14 protein-coding genes and 1 pseudogene are annotated in these 16,287 nt (G+C 61.3%); 7 read left to right on the top strand and 8 right to left on the bottom strand.

The window, feature by feature from the left end; all coding sequences use genetic code 11:
* Positions 1-37 precede the first annotated feature (37 nt).
* The 3 genes from qcrC to qcrB are packed head-to-tail and all read left to right on the top strand — an operon-like array spanning position 38 to position 3,538.
* Positions 38-823, top strand: coding sequence for a cytochrome bc1 complex diheme cytochrome c subunit (gene qcrC, locus AD89_RS0109280; protein ID WP_025778324.1), 786 nt, complete (start codon positions 38-40; stop codon positions 821-823).
* Positions 824-872: 49 nt separating this feature from the next.
* Positions 873-1,916, top strand: a complete 1,044-nt coding sequence (gene qcrA / locus AD89_RS0109275; RefSeq protein WP_025778323.1) for a cytochrome bc1 complex Rieske iron-sulfur subunit — start codon at positions 873-875, stop codon at positions 1,914-1,916.
* A complete protein-coding gene (qcrB, locus tag AD89_RS0109270) occupies positions 1,913-3,538 on the top strand; it encodes a cytochrome bc1 complex cytochrome b subunit (RefSeq protein WP_025778322.1) in 1,626 nt (541 codons plus the stop codon). The genes qcrA and qcrB overlap by 4 nt, the downstream gene beginning before the upstream one ends.
* A gap of 1,228 nt (positions 3,539-4,766) precedes the next feature.
* On the opposite strand, the gene AD89_RS0109265 is transcribed toward qcrB, so the two are convergent.
* Complete coding sequence (locus AD89_RS0109265; RefSeq protein WP_025778321.1) at positions 4,767-5,702, bottom strand: cytochrome c oxidase assembly protein; 936 nt, start codon at positions 5,700-5,702, stop codon at positions 4,767-4,769.
* Positions 5,703-6,121: 419 nt separating this feature from the next.
* Here AD89_RS0109265 and AD89_RS20655 point away from each other — a divergent pair, with 419 nt between their 5' ends.
* Together AD89_RS20655 and AD89_RS20650 are read left to right on the top strand one after the other, a co-directional pair.
* A complete protein-coding gene (locus tag AD89_RS20655) occupies positions 6,122-6,430 on the top strand; it encodes a DDE-type integrase/transposase/recombinase (RefSeq protein ID WP_051505182.1) in 309 nt (102 codons plus the stop codon).
* Positions 6,431-6,711: 281 nt separating this feature from the next.
* Positions 6,712-6,977, top strand: a pseudogene (locus tag AD89_RS20650) (transposase); the annotation flags it as partial.
* A 342-nt stretch (positions 6,978-7,319) separates the two neighbouring features.
* On the opposite strand, the gene AD89_RS0109255 reads toward AD89_RS20650, so the two are convergent.
* From AD89_RS0109255 to AD89_RS0109230, 6 genes are all read right to left on the bottom strand, one after another.
* Positions 7,320-7,721, bottom strand: a complete 402-nt coding sequence (locus AD89_RS0109255; RefSeq protein WP_025778320.1) for a cytochrome c oxidase subunit 4 — start codon at positions 7,719-7,721, stop codon at positions 7,320-7,322.
* On the bottom strand, positions 7,718-9,415 hold the full coding sequence (ctaD, locus tag AD89_RS0109250; protein ID WP_025778319.1) for an aa3-type cytochrome oxidase subunit I: 1,698 nt from the start codon (positions 9,413-9,415) through the stop codon (positions 7,718-7,720). The genes AD89_RS0109255 and ctaD overlap by 4 nt, the downstream gene beginning before the upstream one ends.
* Positions 9,412-10,284 carry an aa3-type cytochrome oxidase subunit II gene (gene ctaC, locus AD89_RS0109245; RefSeq protein ID WP_025778318.1) on the bottom strand — a complete coding sequence of 291 codons (873 nt, stop codon included), beginning with the start codon at positions 10,282-10,284 and terminating at the stop codon, positions 9,412-9,414. Before ctaC ends, ctaD begins: the two co-directional genes overlap by 4 nt.
* Positions 10,285-10,394: 110 nt before the next feature.
* Positions 10,395-11,072: a leucyl/phenylalanyl-tRNA--protein transferase gene (aat, locus tag AD89_RS0109240; RefSeq protein WP_025778317.1), complete on the bottom strand. Its 678-nt coding sequence runs from the start codon at positions 11,070-11,072 to the stop codon at positions 10,395-10,397.
* A 29-nt stretch (positions 11,073-11,101) separates the two neighbouring features.
* Entirely contained in the window at positions 11,102-11,455 is a 354-nt protein-coding gene (locus AD89_RS0109235; protein ID WP_025778316.1) for a HesB/IscA family protein, read from the bottom strand.
* A 79-nt stretch (positions 11,456-11,534) separates the two neighbouring features.
* Positions 11,535-12,911 carry a dipeptidase gene (locus AD89_RS0109230; RefSeq protein ID WP_025778315.1) on the bottom strand — a complete coding sequence of 459 codons (1,377 nt, stop codon included), beginning with the start codon at positions 12,909-12,911 and terminating at the stop codon, positions 11,535-11,537.
* Positions 12,912-12,934: 23 nt separating this feature from the next.
* Between AD89_RS0109230 and AD89_RS0109225 the strand changes: the two genes are divergently transcribed.
* Positions 12,935-13,546 carry a DUF3043 domain-containing protein gene (locus AD89_RS0109225; RefSeq protein ID WP_025778314.1) on the top strand — a complete coding sequence of 204 codons (612 nt, stop codon included), beginning with the start codon at positions 12,935-12,937 and terminating at the stop codon, positions 13,544-13,546.
* On the opposite strand, the gene AD89_RS0109220 is transcribed toward AD89_RS0109225, so the two are convergent.
* Positions 13,521-14,627, bottom strand: a complete 1,107-nt coding sequence (locus tag AD89_RS0109220) for a quinone-dependent dihydroorotate dehydrogenase (protein WP_025778313.1) — start codon at positions 14,625-14,627, stop codon at positions 13,521-13,523. The genes AD89_RS0109225 and AD89_RS0109220 overlap by 26 nt on opposite strands.
* A gap of 122 nt (positions 14,628-14,749) precedes the next feature.
* Here AD89_RS0109220 and AD89_RS0109215 point away from each other — a divergent pair, with 122 nt between their 5' ends.
* Positions 14,750-16,225, top strand: coding sequence for a leucyl aminopeptidase (locus AD89_RS0109215; RefSeq protein WP_025778312.1), 1,476 nt, complete (start codon positions 14,750-14,752; stop codon positions 16,223-16,225).
* Positions 16,226-16,287 lie beyond the last annotated feature (62 nt).

Raw genomic sequence — 16,287 nt, 5'->3', positions numbered from 1 at the left:
CCCAGGACTCACAACACTTCAAGCAAAGGACGATCAAGTGAAGCTTCTAGCAGATCGCCGCAGACATCCCATGGCGCTGGTCGCGCTGCTTCTGGTGGGACTGCTGCTGACCGGCGGAGCCTATGCACTCTTCACGCAGACTTCGAGCGCCAAGGCGGACACAGCCAGCGCCTCTGACATCGAAGAAGGCAAGAAACTCTTCGCGGCCAACTGCGCCACCTGTCACGGCATGAACGCCGAAGGCTCGAAGGCCGGCCCCGGGCTCATCGGAGTCGGCGCCGCTGCTGTTGACTTCCAGGTCGGCACCGGTCGCATGCCGCTACAGGCCAACGGCCCGCAGGCTCGTGTCAAGGAACCTCAGTTCGATGATGAGCAGACTGCTCAGCTCGCTGCCTATGTTGCTTCGCTCGGCCCAGGACCGGCAATCCCCGAGGACGAGTACCTCGATGCTTCGAAGGGCGACCCCGCTGCCGGCGGCGGTCTGTTCCGCACCAACTGCGCCATGTGCCACAATGTGGTCGGCTCCGGTGGTGCTCTGACCCGCGGCAAGTACGCACCGAACCTGTCCGAGGTCTCGGAGAAGCACCTCTACGAAGCGATGCAGACCGGCCCGCAGAACATGCCGATCTTCAACGACGCGAACCTGACTCCCGACGACAAGCGCGATGTCATCGCCTACGTCAAGGAAGTCTCGGACAATCCCTCCCCCGGCGGATTCAAGCTCGGATCCCTGGGACCAGTGGCTGAGGGTCTGTTCATCTGGTTCTTCGGTCTTGCTGCCGTCATCGGTCTGACAGTGTGGCTGTCTTCGAGGGCCAAGTGAGTCCGACTGTGTCGTTCACCATCAATTACGAGAAAAGACGGGGAATTCAATGACCTCGAAAGAGCACTCCGGCGGCGGCAGCCAGCTCGAGGAGTTGAACGGGTTCACGAACCCGGGCCTGCCCGAGCACAAACCGCGCCTGGCCGACTCCGACCCACGCGCCGAAAAGGTCGCCGAACGACAGGTGGCCGCCTGGTTCATCCTCTCGATGATCGGAACCATCTGGTTCATTGTGGCCTACTTCCTGTTCACTCCGGGCGAATCGATGCAGAGCATCCGCCTCCACAACATGTTCGTCGGCCTCGGTGCCGCTGTCGCGATGTTCTCCATCGGCTTCGGTGCTGTGCTCTGGGCCAAGAATCTCATGAGCGACCATGAGGGCATTGATGAACGTCATGACATCGGCGGCAGCGAAGAGGATCAGGCGATTGCGCTCGAGATCCTTCATCAGGCCAAGGAGGAGTCGGGCATCGCTCGTCGTCCCCTGCTTCGCAACACTCTCATCGCCGCGCTTGCGATCGCACCCCTGCCGGCTGTCCTCGTCTTCCGCGATCTCGGTCCGCTGCCGGGTGACAAGATGTTCAACACGCTGTGGCAGAAGGGCACTCGCCTCATCCGCGATGTCGGCGGCATCCCCTCGGTCGAGTCCGAGCGTCCGATCAAGGCTGATGAAGTCACGATCGGGTCGGCCTACCACGTCCTGCCCTCGGGCATCGGCGACGAAGAGGCCAGTGAGCATCCGCTGAACGAGAAGGCGAAAGCGGCCGTGCTCCTCATGCGCATCGATCCCAAGGAACTCAAAGAGGATCCGGACCGCAAGGACTGGTCGCACGACGGAATCGTCGCCTACTCGAAGATCTGCACCCACGTGGGCTGCCCGGTCGCTCTGTACGAGCACCAGACGCATCACCTGCTGTGCCCCTGCCACCAGTCGACCTTCGACGTGACAGAACACTGCAAGGTCATCTTCGGCCCGGCCAAACGACCGCTTCCTCAGCTGCCCATCACCGTGGACAGCGAAGGCTACCTGGTTGCCCAGTCGGACTTCCCTGAGCCTGTCGGACCTACGTTCTGGGAGATCAACCACCCATGAGTACTACACAGCCAACCACCACCATCGGGAAGGCGGCGAACTTCGCCGAAACCCGCGTCGGGGCATCCGTCCTCGTCCGCGAGTTCGGTCGCAAGATCTTCCCCTCCCACTGGTCGTTCATGCTCGGCGAGGTTGCTCTCTACAGCTTCATCATCGTCGTTCTGTCCGGAACGTTCCTCACGTTCTTCTTCCAGCCCGCCATGGGCGAACTGCACTACGATGGACCGTGGCTGCCCCTGCGCGGCGTCGAGATCTCCGAGGCGTACGACTCCACCCTGGCGATCTCCCTCGAGATCCGCGGCGGTCTGTTCATCCGACAGATGCACCACTGGGGCGCCCTGCTCTTCGTCGCAGCACTGAGCGTGCACATGCTGCGCGTGTTCTTCACCGGCGCCTTCCGTCGCCCACGTGAGCTGAACTGGGTCGTCGGCGTCCTGCTCGTCATCATGGGCATGGCAGCCGGCTTCACCGGCTACTCGCTGCCTGACGATCTGCTCTCCGGCAACGGACTGCGAATCATCGACGGCATCCTCAAGTCGCTGCCGCTCGTCGGAACCTACATCTCGTTCTTCCTCTTCGGCGGCGAGTTCCCGGGCATCGACATCGTGGCCCGTCTGTACACCCTGCACATCATGATCGTGCCGGCCCTGCTCATCGCGCTCATCGGTATCCACCTGATGTTCGTCGTCGTCCACAAGCACACCCAGTACCCGGGTGCCGGCAACACCGAGAAGAACGTCGTCGGAGAACCCGTTCTCCCGACCTTCGCGGCCAAGGGCGGAGGATTCTTCTTCCTCATCTTCGGACTGCTCTCGCTTATCTCGGCTCTGTTCACGATCAACCCGATCTGGAACTACGGTCCCTACGACCCTTCACCGGTCTCGGCCGGCACCCAACCTGACTGGTACATCGGTTGGGCGGACGGATTCCTTCGTATCGTTCCGGGCTGGTTCGAGTTCTATATCTTCGGATGGCCGATCTCGCTCAACATCAACAGCGCCGTGATCGTCATGGGCGGCGTGTTCGCAGTCATGTTCATCTACCCGTTCTTCGAGGCATGGCTGCAGAAGGATCATCGGGAACACCACATCCTCGATCGTCCCCGTAACAATCCGACTCGTACCGCCATCGGCGTTGCAGGAATCATCTTCTACTGCAACATGTGGGCGGCTGCATCGGGTGACATCATTGCAGTGTTCTTTCAGATGTCGCTCAACGACATGATCTACATCTTCCGATTCCTATTCTTCTTCGGACCGATCATCGGTTACATCATTACCAAACGTATGTGTCTCGCGCTTCAGCGCAAGGACCGTGAGATCGCTCTGCACGGACGGGAGACAGCCCAGATCATTCGTCTGCCCCACGGTGAGTTCCTTGAACGCCACGAGGCTCTTCCTCCGCATAAACTGTGGAAGCTTACGGCGTTCGAATCTCCGAGTTACATCCCTGCGGAGCCGAATGCAGAGGGCAAGATCACTGGAACAGAGAAGCTGCGTGCGCGACTCTCTCGGTTCTTCTTTGAAGACCGTGTGGCTCCGGTGACGAAGCAGGAGCTCGAAGCTCCTCACCACAACAACGCTGCCCTCGAGGGTTCGGACAACAAACAGCTCGGACACTGATCGGTCCTTTGATCAGTGTTTCAGGGGCTCAGCGGTTCAACTGCTGAGCCCCTTTCTCTATTCGTTCCTTCGTTGAACCAGGGCATTCCGTGCTCCGGCTTTACCCCCAGAAGGGCGCTACCCGGCTATTCTGTCTCGCCTGCAGTAGGCCAGTCACAGTCTGTTCGGTACATGATAGGCGCACCAACAGTGCTCGTGCCCAACTCAATTCCCGCTCCGCTCGCTGCATTCCACAATCTGCAACGTTAGGTTCCTCAGACTTGGTGCCTAACGGCTGCCCACCCTGTCAATGCATTCTGAGGAACGCGCAGAGACATGCCATGTGCTCCGCCGCGTCTATGTCCTCGGTTCTTCATAGCCCTCACGATCGGTCCGGCCTCGGAGATCCTGATCTGTCTGGAAGAACTCAACCTATCTTCTGTTCCGATTTCATTATGGTTCAGGAATGGACGAATCTGTGGAAGGTGCCTATTTCGAGATTCGGTCGAGTTCCTCCGCAGAAGACATTCCGAACCTCGCTTCAGAGCTTCGGCAGCTATCTCAGCGCCGCCCAACTCGGTCCGCAACCTACGGTTCTCTGCTCTCAACACGACCGATTCGGGTAAGCTGATGAGTCACCCCGGAGATAATCGAGGCTGGCAGATATCGAAGCCATTGCATGCCGAGGTGACTCTTGGCACCCTGCACACGCGGGTCTGCCAGCGTCGAAGAACCGGCAGCGGCCTGTCCGGACCGGAGCATCGCTCGAATGGCTTGGTCCAATATCGGGTGATTCGAATTACGGGGCCTCGGCCGACTAAGATTCCGTCACGACTGCCGGGTCCAGGGGTGATTCAAACGGTAACGTTTTCGCCGAGATACTGAACTCACTTTACAAAGTCGACCAGATCCGGAGCAGAGTTTCGTGTATTGGCATTGATGCTATCGAGATCGCCAAAGCGTTGTAGATGGACAGTCTCACCTCGTACAGTTCACAAAGAGCACTCGGCGGGGCCAATCCCTATGACTTTCGAGTAGGACTATGTCATTTCGATGCCACGGGCTTCGCAACGCGAGCGCGGACCGATGTACTTCAGGTGGAAAAGACGCCATCGACCGCGGAGGCTAGGCAATCCGCGCGGACGTAGCGGTCGACGATGACTGCGAGTTACTGCCGATCAGTCAGCTTGCTGCCGAGAGACCGTATCGGCTTGCCGCCGCTGCGTGTGAGCTTCAGAAGTCAACCGATTCAGTGTTGCTTGTGCAATCTGTCATGATCGTTCAGACTCAAGAGATACTCATTGTAAGAATCCATTGCCGCGTCCTCGCTGGACTGTTTGATTTTGTGTGATTTCTGTTCCTGCGCAAACCAGCGAGCCAGGCAGATAATCAGCACAAGGAACAATGGCATTTCGGCGTAAGTCCACAGAAGCGCACCAGCAACTGCTTGGTCGTACACGGGATCGATTCCATTAGTCGCCACTGCATACTGATCGAATATGGGCCGTCCGATTCGCAGGAAGGTCAGTCCGAGTACGGCGTGAATCTGAAGTTCGATTGCAATGTCAATGAATCGAGAGGGGAAGGATTGCACTCGAGGCAGCGGATCAACCGACCAAAGTGGAACAGCGGCGAGGATTCCGCCGAAAAGGAACATCGCCAGAAGAGCGTCCATTCCAGCGCGCGTCGACACGAATGTGCTGACCGCGTCGCTCAGGTACAGAGCGGGAAATGCCAGAAGCGCTATAACGATTGGCACTGCGGGATGGAGCAAACTGCTTGTCCATTTCGAACGTAGGCCGCCGATCCCCACCCGGAGGATGAAACTGCCGAATCTACCGTGTGGCATCGACCGAAGGAGCAGCACACCGGGAGCTCCGGTAAGCAGAAGCGGGGGGACCATAGTCATTAAGGTGATCTGCTGAAACATCAGTGCGGTCAGCGAATGCGGCGCAGCTGCGTTCACTCCCAAAGTCGCTACTAGGAATGCGATAACGCAACCCAAGACAAAGGAAAGCACGCGGGCCGGATTCCAAAATCGACGTTGAGACCACAGCCTGAATGTACCTGCCAGATAGAGCGCACACAGAACCGCGGAAAGAGCAGCGATGATCCATGACGCAGAAGTGAAGTCGAAACGGAGCCAAAGCGGCACCTGTTGCACCAAGTCAGCAGCGTCGTTCACTGTTCCTCGTCTTTCAATTGGCCCTGGTGATGCCAGTATAGGCTCAACCAAGTCGAACTCAGAAATCAGGTACAGAAACATAGCCGACACAGTGAAGCCACGAAAAGGACTTATCTGTCATGCCCCAAAAGAAGTACCCATAAGGCTTCGTAAGAGAGCAGACCGCAGCATGGTCCTTCTCGAAACCGACCCTGTTGCCCGACGCGGCAGCGTCTGCCATATCGACGAACAGCTCTCTACACGATCCCGGAATTGTTCTCCGGTGCCGATCGAACGACTGTCGAGAGACCTCGGACTGCACCGTATAGGGCCGTCCACGGCTTCGAACACCGAGAGGTCAGAGCAGTGTGACCGATTGCATTGATCGGTACTTCGCCACTTTCGCTACTGACCGGTGGTAGGAGCCTGACATCACCTATGTGCACGCATCCGCCGGGTGGGTCTACTTCGCGTTCGTCACCGACATGTTCGATCGCGAGATCGTCGGCTGGCAGGAATCGAGGTCAGTGCACACCGAGTCGGCTCCTGATGCCCTGCAGAAGGGGATCTATCAGAGTCGAGGTCCCAGTGGCGACCTGTGCGGGCTGGTACAGCACTCGGATCGCGGAGGCCAGTATCGGGCAATCCGCCATGACGATGCCCTGACCGAACAACTCGCCGTCGCGTCTGCCGGATCGAGGGGCGATTCAGACGATAGCGTCTTGCGAAGCCTCGAACTCGCTGTATAGGCTGAGTGGATACGGAATAGCAACCCGTGGAAAGGCATTGATCATGTCGGGCTCGCCACGGCGGAGCGGGCGCACTGGTCCACCACCTATTGACCACACGGTGCGCTAGGAGCAGCGACTCCCACAGCGTTCCGAGCTGACCCTCACAGCACGATGCCACGGACCGCGTAACTCGTGTGAGAGTCATGAACTCCAAGTAGAAGACTCTCCATCAAACCTGGGGCTAGACAAACTCGTCGGCGCAGATGTAGCAGTCGCGGGGCGAAATCCTGGCATCCATCGAGGAACTGGTCCAGTCGCATCCGCGTTTCGAGCTCCAAACGTCGATGCCGGCGGACGGCGTCAGGGCTACTGCGAGGATTCTGACCGAGATCGTGGGTAAGGACTTCGAATCAGCCGGACACCTATCATCGTATGCCGGACTGGCACCGACTTCGCAGCGGTCAGGGGCCGCGGCGACCATACGTCCCGCTGGACCAACAAGTTCCCCAAACGAGCCTTGTTCCTGTCCGCGTTCGCGGCACTGAATGACCCGTTGTCGACGGCGTCTACCTCCACACCCCCGAGGCGGTGCCAGCTGCCTGAGCAGTCCGGTCGCGAGGTACCTGATCAATTCGGGAGTAGGACCCCGATCCGATTACCCCTGCCATCGAGTCCGACTCGAAACTTTCGAAGAATCACACCGATGCCTCATGAATCAAGGCATAGGGGCACCTCCACAAAAGCGTGGACCTCGAAGACTGTACAGCCCGCGCGCCTTAGTCTCAACCCCTGAAGAAGCGAGAAGCCTGTCGATTCCGGAGCGAAAGGCACCGTGGCCCGAACTCTATGCAAGTTCGGGCCACGTGGGCGAATCAATTGTCAGTTGTTTCCGTTCACGGCGACAACTTCAGTGAGCGAAGTCACCGCGGTCATGTTCATAGATAAGGCCGACGAGTGCGACGATACCGAGCACAACACCGAACGGAACGATCCACCAGCCCATAGCGAATCCGTAAAACGACACTGCAGCCGCACCCGCGCTGACGATCGGCCACCAGCTCCACGGACTGAAGAATCCGTAGTCAGCGTCGGCGTCGGAGATCTCCGCGTCGTCGTTGTCCTGAGGTTGGCGCCCGACGCGACGATCTGTCAGCCAAAGATAGACGCCGATCATCAGGGCCATCAGCCCGACAAGGAGGAGTGCCGGGAATCCGACGAGTTCGCTGAAGTCGGTGAAGAAGCCGTAGAAGATACCGACCGCGATGAAGAACAGACCGCAGATGTTGAAGACGTAGATCGATGACTTCATTTGGCGTTGTCTCCTGTGAGCTGGGGTTCTGCCTGACCGTGACCGCTGTACTCAAGCAGCTCGGGGTGGTTGAGGTCGAAGGCAGGACGTTCGGAGCGGATCCGCGGCAGCGAGGTGAAGTTGTGACGCGGGGGCGGGCAGGAGGTGGCCCATTCGAGCGATCCTCCGTAGCCCCAGGGGTCGTCGACCGTCACCTTGGGTGCATTGCGGTGGGTGATCCACACGTTCCAGAAGAACGGAACCATGGACAGACCCAGCAGCAGCGATCCGACCGTCGATACCTGGTTCATCCAGGTGAAGCCGTCCTGCGGCAGGTAGTCCGCGTAGCGACGCGGCATTCCGTCGACACCCAGCCAGTGCTGGACGAGGAACGTTCCGTGGAAGCCGATGAACAGCATCCAGAAGTGGATGTGTCCCAGCTTCTCGTTGAGCATCTTGCCCGTCCACTTCGGCCACCAGAAGTAGAATCCGGCGAACATCGCGAACACGACGGTGCCGAATACGACGTAGTGGAAGTGAGCAACGACGAAATAGGTGTCGGAGACCTGCTGGTCGAGCGCAGGACTCGCCAGAATGACGCCGGTGAGTCCGCCGAAGAGGAAGGTAGCCATGAAGCCGATAGACCACACGATCGGAGTTTCGAATGTGATCGAACCCCGCCACATTGTGCCGATCCAGTTGAAGAACTTCACCCCTGTCGGGATAGCGATAAGCATTGTCATAAAGGCGAAGAACGGCAATGCGACAACACCTGTGACATACATATGGTGAGCCCAGACTGTCACAGAAAGAGCCGCGATGGTGATGGTCGCGAAGACGAGCTCCTTGTACCCGAAGACCGGCTTTCGGCTGAACACCGGGAAGATTTCGGTCACGATACCGAAGAACGGCAACGCGATGACGTATACCTCCGGGTGGCCGAAGAACCAGAACAGGTGCTGCCAAAGTATCGGCCCACCGTTTCCGGGACTGAAGACATTCGATCCCAGAATCCTGTCTGAAGCGAGCACCAGCAACGCGGCTGCCAGGGGCTGGAAAGCCATGAGCACGAGAATCGCGGTGATGAGTACGTTCCAGCAGAAAATCGGCATGCGGAACATCGTCATACCCGGAGCACGCATCGTAATGATAGTGGCGATGAAGTTGACCGATCCGAGGATCGTTCCGAACCCTTGCAACGCAAGTCCGAGAACCCACAAGTTGCCGCCGGCTCCCGGTGTGAACGTCGTATTGCTCAATGGCGCATAGGCGGTCCAACCGAACGATGCCGCACCCTGCGGGGTGAGGAAGCCGGAGATGGCCACAAGGCTGCCGAAGAGGTACATCCAGAACGCGAAGGCGTTCAGGCGGGGGAACGCCACATCCGGAGCTCCGATCTGCAACGGCATGATGACGTTGGCGAAGCCGGCGAACAGCGGGGTGGCGAACATCAGCAGCATCAGTGTGCCGTGCATGGTGAACAGCTGGTTGTACTGTTCCTTGGTCTCCACGATCTGCATTCCGGGCTCGAAGAGCTCGAGGCGGATGATGAGCGCCATCACACCGCCGACGCAGAAGAAGAAGAACGAACCGATGAGGTACATGTACCCGATCGTCTTGTGGTCCGTCGACGTGATCCAGTCGACGATGATCTTGCCCTTGCTCCGTGGAACTACCGGGGCATCAAGAGCCGCCTGATCCATCGTGGCGGTCATTTCTCAGCACCTTCTTTCGGGTACCAGTTGCGATCGTACTCCGGTCCCAGCTGGCCTGTGTTGCCCTGATCGGCAAGCGACTGCGTGTAATCCTGGAATTCTTCCTTGGACACGACCTTGACGTTGAACAGCATCTCCGAGTGGTATTCGCCGCACAGCTCGGCACACTTGCCGACGTACTCGCCTTCCTTCTCGGCACGCAGATGCAGGCTCTGGTCGTGGCCGGGGATCATGTCGCGCTTCTCGAGGAAGGCGGGGACCCAGAAGGAGTGGATGACGTCACGGGAGTGCAGGCGGATCTCCAGGTCGGTGTCGACCGGAAGGTAGAGAGTCGGCGCGGTCTTCTCGGGCTCCGGGGTGCCGTCGAGCGCGACCTGAGTGCCGGCGTAGTAGACGTCTTCGGTCTCGTAGTTGAAGTCCCAGGCCCACTGTTTGGCACCGACTTCGATGACCTGCTCACCGGGGGTCGTGTCGTCTGTCGTCTTCTCCATGACCTGGACGTTCTGGAAGAAGAACCCGAGGACGAGGACGACCGGAGTCACCGTGAAGAGGATTTCGATCGGCATGCTGTAGCGCATCTGCACCGGCAGTCCGCGATCGTTCTTGCGGCGGCGGTAGGCGACCATGGCCCACAGGATGAGGCCCCACACGATGAGGCCGACAATGAGAAGGGCGATCCAGCCGCCGTTCCACAGCGCTGTATAGGCATCCGTGTGGTTCGTCGCGCCTTGCGACTCGACGGGATAAAATCCTGTGGCGATCTGCTCTTTCGTGCAACCCGATAGCAACGCCGGTATCAACACGGCGCTCAGAATGCCGAGCCGCTTCGCCCAGGACCGCTGCGGTCCTGACTGATTCGGAGAATCCACGTGCAGCCTTTCACAACGTTCTGCGTCTCCAGGTCAGGCCGAGAGACGTGTATTTACTCTGTCAGTCATAAGACTACCGCTACACGCGGTAGAAATTCATCTGCAGATGTTCATTTGTTGAGAATATCCTGACAGAGACTGCCCGTGAGCGCGGATTCTAGGTGCGCGGAGTATTCGAGGCCGCTGATCTCCGACACGCCGAGGCTCGCGAGATGTGATGTCTGCCACTGGGTGTCGATGAGCCAGTCCCTCTGTCCCGCTTCCTCATCCGCCGAGGTGGCCCGACCTGTCCCGGTGACGTCGGCGACGCCGTCGAAAAGCCCGACGAGGTGGGCCAACGCCGCCTTCGATGCATCCCGCTGAGTGTGGAACATCGATTCGCCGGCGAAGAATGAGCCGATGGCGACTCCGTAGAGCCCGCCCACGAGCTCATCGTCCTTCCAGACCTCGACGGAATGGGCCCATCCGTCTTCGTGGAGGCCCATATACAGCTGGATCATCTCCTCGGTGATCCAGCTGCCCGTCCGTCGTGGGTCGGCGCACGAGCGGATGACGTGCATGAAGGCTCGGTCGGTGGTGAAGGTGAAGTGCTTCATCGACTTGCGCAGGCTCTTCGTCACGCGCAGGTCACCGGGAAACAGGACACCGCGGCGTCGCGGCGCCCACCATCCCATCCGCCCGGTGCCGCCGTGGCCGACTCCCATCGGGAAGAGTCCGGCCCGATACGACAAAAGGACCTGGGACTGCGTGGCCGTGTAAGACACGGCACGCAGATCTTCCAGGTCCATGAGAAGCGGTCCTCCTCAGCCGAGGCTGATCAGTGGAACGAATCTCCGCAGGCGCAGGATCCGCCGGCGTTGGGATTGTCGATGGTGAAGCCCTGCTTCTCGATGGTGTCGGAGAAGTCGATGGTCGACCCGCTCAGGTAGGGAACGCTCATCCGGTCGACGATGACCTCGACACCGTCGAAGTCGCGGACGGCGTCCCCGTCGAGGAAGCGCTCATCGAAGTACAGCTGGTAGATCAGCCCGGAGCATCCGCCGGGCTGGACAGCCACGCGCAGGCGCAGGTCGTCACGACCTTCCTGCTCGAGCAGGCTGCGGACCTTGTCGGCAGCGGTCGACGACAGCTCCACCTCGTGGGTGGCTTCGGCTTTTTCGGTCACAGTCATGGTTTCTCCTTCTCGCGTTCCTGTCCCCAGGCTACACCGGGGACAACATCGGTGCTCGGGAACCTATTCCCCACATCTGTCATGATCGGTCGCCGAGGCGCTGCAGCAGCAGTGCTTCGGCGACGATCGCGGCCTTGAAATCGGGCAGGTAGAGCGATTCGTTGGCGCTGTGTGCCCGGGCGTCCGGGTCCTCGACGCCCGTGACGAGGATCGACGCGCCGGGGAACACGTCGAGCAGGTCTGCGATGAAGGGAATCGATCCGCCGATGCCCATCGTCACCGATTCGGTGCCCCAGGCATCGGTGAGCGCCTGACGCGCGGTCCGCACGACGGGGTCGTCCTCATCGGCCCGCCAGGGGCTGCCGCCCTCGGTCTCACCGATGCGCAGCTGTGCGCCGAAGGGCAGGTTCGCCCGCAGATGCTCTTCGACGGCCTTGACCGCAGAGGCGGGGGTGTCCCCAGGCGCGAGTCGGATCGAGAGCTTGGCCTTGAGCGAGGACTGCAGGGTGTTCGACGAGACCGCCACATCGGGGATGTCGAGGCCGATGACCGTGATCGACGGCTGGGTCCACAGGCGGGAGGCCAGGGTGCCCGTGCCGATGAGATCGGTGTCCGGGAGCACTCCGGAGTCGGTGCGCAGGGTCGCCTCGTCGTAGTCGATGGCCGTCTCCGTGTCCGCGTGCAGACCGGCGACCGCGACGGAGCCGTCGTCGTCATGGAGAGTGGCCAGCAGCTTCGTCATCGCGAGCATCGCATCCGGCGCCACTCCCCCGTACATTCCCGAGTGCACGGCGTGGTCGAGCGTGGAGACCTCGAATTCGACGGCGCACATTCCGCGCAGACTCGTCGTCAGGGCCGGAGTGCCCGCGGCCCAGTTGCCCGAATCGGCGACGACGATGACATCCGCACGCAGACGGTCCCGGTAGGTCTCGAGGAAATTGCGGAAGCTCGGGCTGCCGGCTTCCTCCTCGCCTTCGAAGAAGAGCGTCACACCCACACCGAGGCGGTCGGCCAACAGCCGCAGAGCCGTGAGATGGACCATGATCCCGGCTTTGTCGTCGGCGGCTCCGCGTCCGAAGAGACGATCGCCCCGGCGAGTGGCGACGAACGGTTCGGTGTCCCAATCCTCGGCGCGTCCGGGCGGCTGCACATCGTGATGGGCATACAGAAGGACCGTCGGGGCACCCTCGGGGGCCGGCACCGAGGCGACGACTGCCGGGTAGCCCGGTGTTCCGTCGGGCTGATCGGCGCTGAGGATGTCCACGTCGAGGCCGAGCTCGCGCGCCAAGTTCGCGACCGCCTCGGCGCTCGCGGTGACATTGGCGGCGTCGAAGCTCGGCCAGGCGACCGAGGGAATGGCGACGAGATCCGTGAGATTGCCGAGGACCTCCTCGAAAATGGTGTCCAGTTCGGCATGCAATTGTGCACTGTCAAGTGCTGAAGTCGATTCGCTCATTCTCCAAAGGTAGTATTCATCTCGTGTTCGGAAGCAAAAAATCTCGCGCGGAGGACGAAACCTCCGCCTCTCAGCCAGTCCATGACGACCTCTCCGCAGAAGCCGACGCCCGTCGCGAAGCGGAAGCGAAGAAGGGACGGCCCACGCCCAAGCGCAGCCAACAGGAGTCTGCACGCCGCCAGCCATTGGTGAACAAGGATCGCAAGGTTGCGAACAGACGAGCCAAGGAGCAGCAGAGGCAGGAGCGTGATCGCGCGCGCATCGGAATGATGAACGGTGAGGAGAAGTATCTCACCCGCCGCGACAAGGGACCTCAGCGCCGGTACATCCGTGACTACATCGATGCCCGCTTCTCGGTCGGGGAGATCTTCATCCCCGCCGCGATCCTCATCCTCGTCATCGCGTTCACGCTGCCGGTGCAGATTCAGCAGTACTTCACGTATGCCGTCTGGGGCCTCATCGCACTGATCATCCTCGACGGGTTCGTGCTCAACTACATCCTCAAGAACCGACTGCGCAACAAGTTCGGAGAAGTCGAACGGGGAATCACCTTCTATGCGGTCATGCGCAGCATCCAGCTGCGCCCGCTGCGCATGCCCAAACCGCAGGTCAAGCGCCGTCAGTACCCCGAGTGAGCAGTCTGCTCGGCTCGAGGCCGCGGACGATGCGGCCGGGGAAGGACGGACCGGAGTAGATCATCTCCGAATAGACCTGAACCAGATCGGCGCCCGCGGCCAGTCGTGCCCGGGCGTCTTTCGCATCCGCGACTCCCCCGACGGAGATGACGGTGAGCTCATCGCCCACATGCCTCTTCACCAGACGCAGCACCTCGAGTGAGCGTGCGGCCACCGGACGTCCGGAGATGCCGCCGGCCTGACCTTCGGCGAATTCCGCCTCGGCACCGGTCAGCACGGACCGGTCGATCGTCGTATTGGTCGTGATGAGCCCGTCGACGCCGGTGCGCAGGGCGAGGTCGCAGATCTCAGCGACATCCTCATCGGCGAGATCCGGGGCGATCTTGACCAGCAGCGGCACATGACCCAGCGATGAGCGCGGACTGCCCACCACCTCGGCGGCGGTGTCTCGGACAGCGGTGATGATCGGCTCCAGGCTGCCCACGGACTGCAGGTCGCGCAGACCTGGGGTGTTCGGCGAACTGACATTGATCACGAGGTAGTCGGCCAATGGAGCCAGTGCCCGGGTCGAAGCGGCGTAGTCGGACACCGCGTCGGCCGCCTCGACGACCTTCGTCTTGCCGATGTTGATGCCCACGATGGGACGCAGGCGCTGCGGGAGGGATTCGATCTTCGCCCGTTCGGCGGCGATGTTGAACGATGCCTGCCGGGCTCCGTCGTTGTTGAACCCCATCCGATTGAGCAGGGCGAGGTTCTGCCGCAGACGGAACAGCCGCGGACGATCATTGCCCGGCTGAGCATGCGCGGTGATCGTTCCCACCTCGATATGGCCGAAGCCCAACGCCGACAACGCGCGGACTCCCACCCCGTTCTTGTCGAAACCGGCGGCCAGGCCGACGCGGTTGGCGAAGGGCAGTCCCATCACCTCGATGGGCCGGACGGTGCCGCGGGCGCAGACGAACCGGAGCAGACGCCCGAGCAGAGGAACGGAGTCCAGGAGCCGCAGAGCGGAGAACGAGAGGTGATGGGCCCGTTCGGCATCCATCGGGACGAAGAGGAGTCTGAAGATCAATGAGTACACGCACTCCAGAATATGTCAGAGTCCCTCACAGCATCAGCAGGCGCGTGCCGCACCGCTTCAGCAAGTCGGCGTGTTAGGCATTAGGATCGAACCAACGTTCAACGACGACTGAAAGGGAACTCATGGCTGGTGCATCCACCCTCAGCAGCTACTCCACGACCTCACCGGCGAAGGCCACCGCCTCCGTGCTGGTGTTGGCGGCAGCAGATTCGACGGTCCTCGGGCTCGCAGGCGCGAAGGCGGCGAAGACCGCCCTCGACGACGCCGCGCAGGCCATCGGGTTCAGCGGAAAGGCCGGATCCACCGCTCGGGTTCCCGCTCCGAAGGGTATCGCCGCGGACTCCGTGCTGCTCGTGGGACTCGGCGATTACGATGCCGACGACTCCGATGTCGCCGCCACGGCCGAATCGCTGCGCCGAGGCGCGGGTGCCGCACTGCGTGCGCTGGATGGAGTCGAGTCGATCGCGCTGGCCCTGCCCGCCGCCACTCCGGCCGAAGTCGAAGCGGTCACAGTCGGCGCCGGACTCGGCGCCTACCGCTTCCTCGACTACCGCAGCGAAGACAGGACGCCGGGAGCCATCACCGTCATCGGCCCGAAGGGCAAGACCTTCGCCGCGGCCCATGACGCCGGCGAAGTCATCGCCGCAGCGACGAACAGGGCACGCGACCTCGTCAACACTCCCCCGCTGGATCTCTACCCCGAGTCCTACGCAGAGATCGTCAAGGACCAGGCCAAGGACCGCAAGCTCAAGGTCACCGTCCTCGGTGAGAAGGAACTCAGGGCCGGAGGCTACGGCGGAATCATCGGCGTCGGCCAGGGTTCGACCCGCGGGCCTCGACTCGTCAAGGTCGAATACGCCCCGCGTGGGGCGAAGCGCCATCTCAGCTTCGTCGGCAAGGGCATCACCTTCGACTCCGGCGGAATCTCGCTCAAGCCCGCGAAGAGCATGGAGGACATGAAGTCCGATATGGCCGGTTCCGCGGCCGTCGTGCAGGCGCTCTTCGGCATCGCCGACCTCAAACTGCCCGTGCGGGTCACCGCGTGGCTGCCGCTGGCCGAGAACATGCCCGGATCCTCGGCGCAGCGTCCCAGCGATGTGCTGAAAATGCGCAGCGGCAAGACCGTCGAGGTCACGAACACCGATGCCGAGGGCCGACTCGTCCTCGCCGATGCACTCACCGACGCCGGGGAGGAGAACCCGGACCTGCTCATCGACGTGGCCACCCTCACCGGTGCGCAGATCGTCGCACTCGGCGAACGCACCTCCGGCGTCATGGGCTCCGAAACCGCACGGGCGGAGGTCATCGCCTCGGCGTCCGTGGCCGGTGAGCAGATGTGGGCGATGCCGATCCCCGAGGAGATGCTCTCCGGGTTCGACTCCACCGCCGCCGATCTCACGAACTCCGGACCGCGCCCCGGCGGCATGCTCGCCGCAGCCGCGTTCCTGCGGGAGTTCGTCGGTGAGGATGCGAACTGGGCGCATATCGATATCGCCGGACCGAGCTTCAACGGGTCCGCACCCTTCGGCTACACGCCGAAGGCCGCAACCGGAGCCGCGGTGCGCACCCTCATCGAAATCGCGAAGGCACAGGCCTGAGCACAATGGTTCTACACGCTGTCGAGGGCAACGTGATGATGCCCACCTGTGTCCAATCAGAC

The organism is Brevibacterium sp. VCM10, assembly GCF_000583215.1.
In the GTDB taxonomy this organism is placed as follows: domain Bacteria; phylum Actinomycetota; class Actinomycetes; order Actinomycetales; family Brevibacteriaceae; genus Brevibacterium; species Brevibacterium linens.
This window is presented reverse-complemented; position numbering and strand designations above follow the sequence as displayed.

What these genes read in the sequence shown, in the direction of transcription:
- qcrB (WP_025778322.1), top strand. Translation starts at nt 1,913, where the DNA reads ATGAGTACTACACAGCCAACCACCACCATCGGGAAGGCGGCGAACTTC.
- AD89_RS0109235 (WP_025778316.1), bottom strand. Translation starts at nt 11,455, where the DNA reads ATGACTGTGACCGAAAAAGCCGAAGCCACCCACGAGGTGGAGCTGTCG.
- aat (WP_025778317.1), bottom strand. Translation starts at nt 11,072, where the DNA reads ATGGACCTGGAAGATCTGCGTGCCGTGTCTTACACGGCCACGCAGTCC.
- ctaD (WP_025778319.1), bottom strand. Translation starts at nt 9,415, where the DNA reads ATGACCGCCACGATGGATCAGGCGGCTCTTGATGCCCCGGTAGTTCCA.
- AD89_RS0109215 (WP_025778312.1), top strand. Translation starts at nt 14,750, where the DNA reads ATGGCTGGTGCATCCACCCTCAGCAGCTACTCCACGACCTCACCGGCG.
- qcrA (WP_025778323.1), top strand. Translation starts at nt 873, where the DNA reads ATGACCTCGAAAGAGCACTCCGGCGGCGGCAGCCAGCTCGAGGAGTTG.
- AD89_RS0109255 (WP_025778320.1), bottom strand. Translation starts at nt 7,721, where the DNA reads ATGAAGTCATCGATCTACGTCTTCAACATCTGCGGTCTGTTCTTCATC.
- AD89_RS0109230 (WP_025778315.1), bottom strand. Translation starts at nt 12,911, where the DNA reads ATGAGCGAATCGACTTCAGCACTTGACAGTGCACAATTGCATGCCGAA.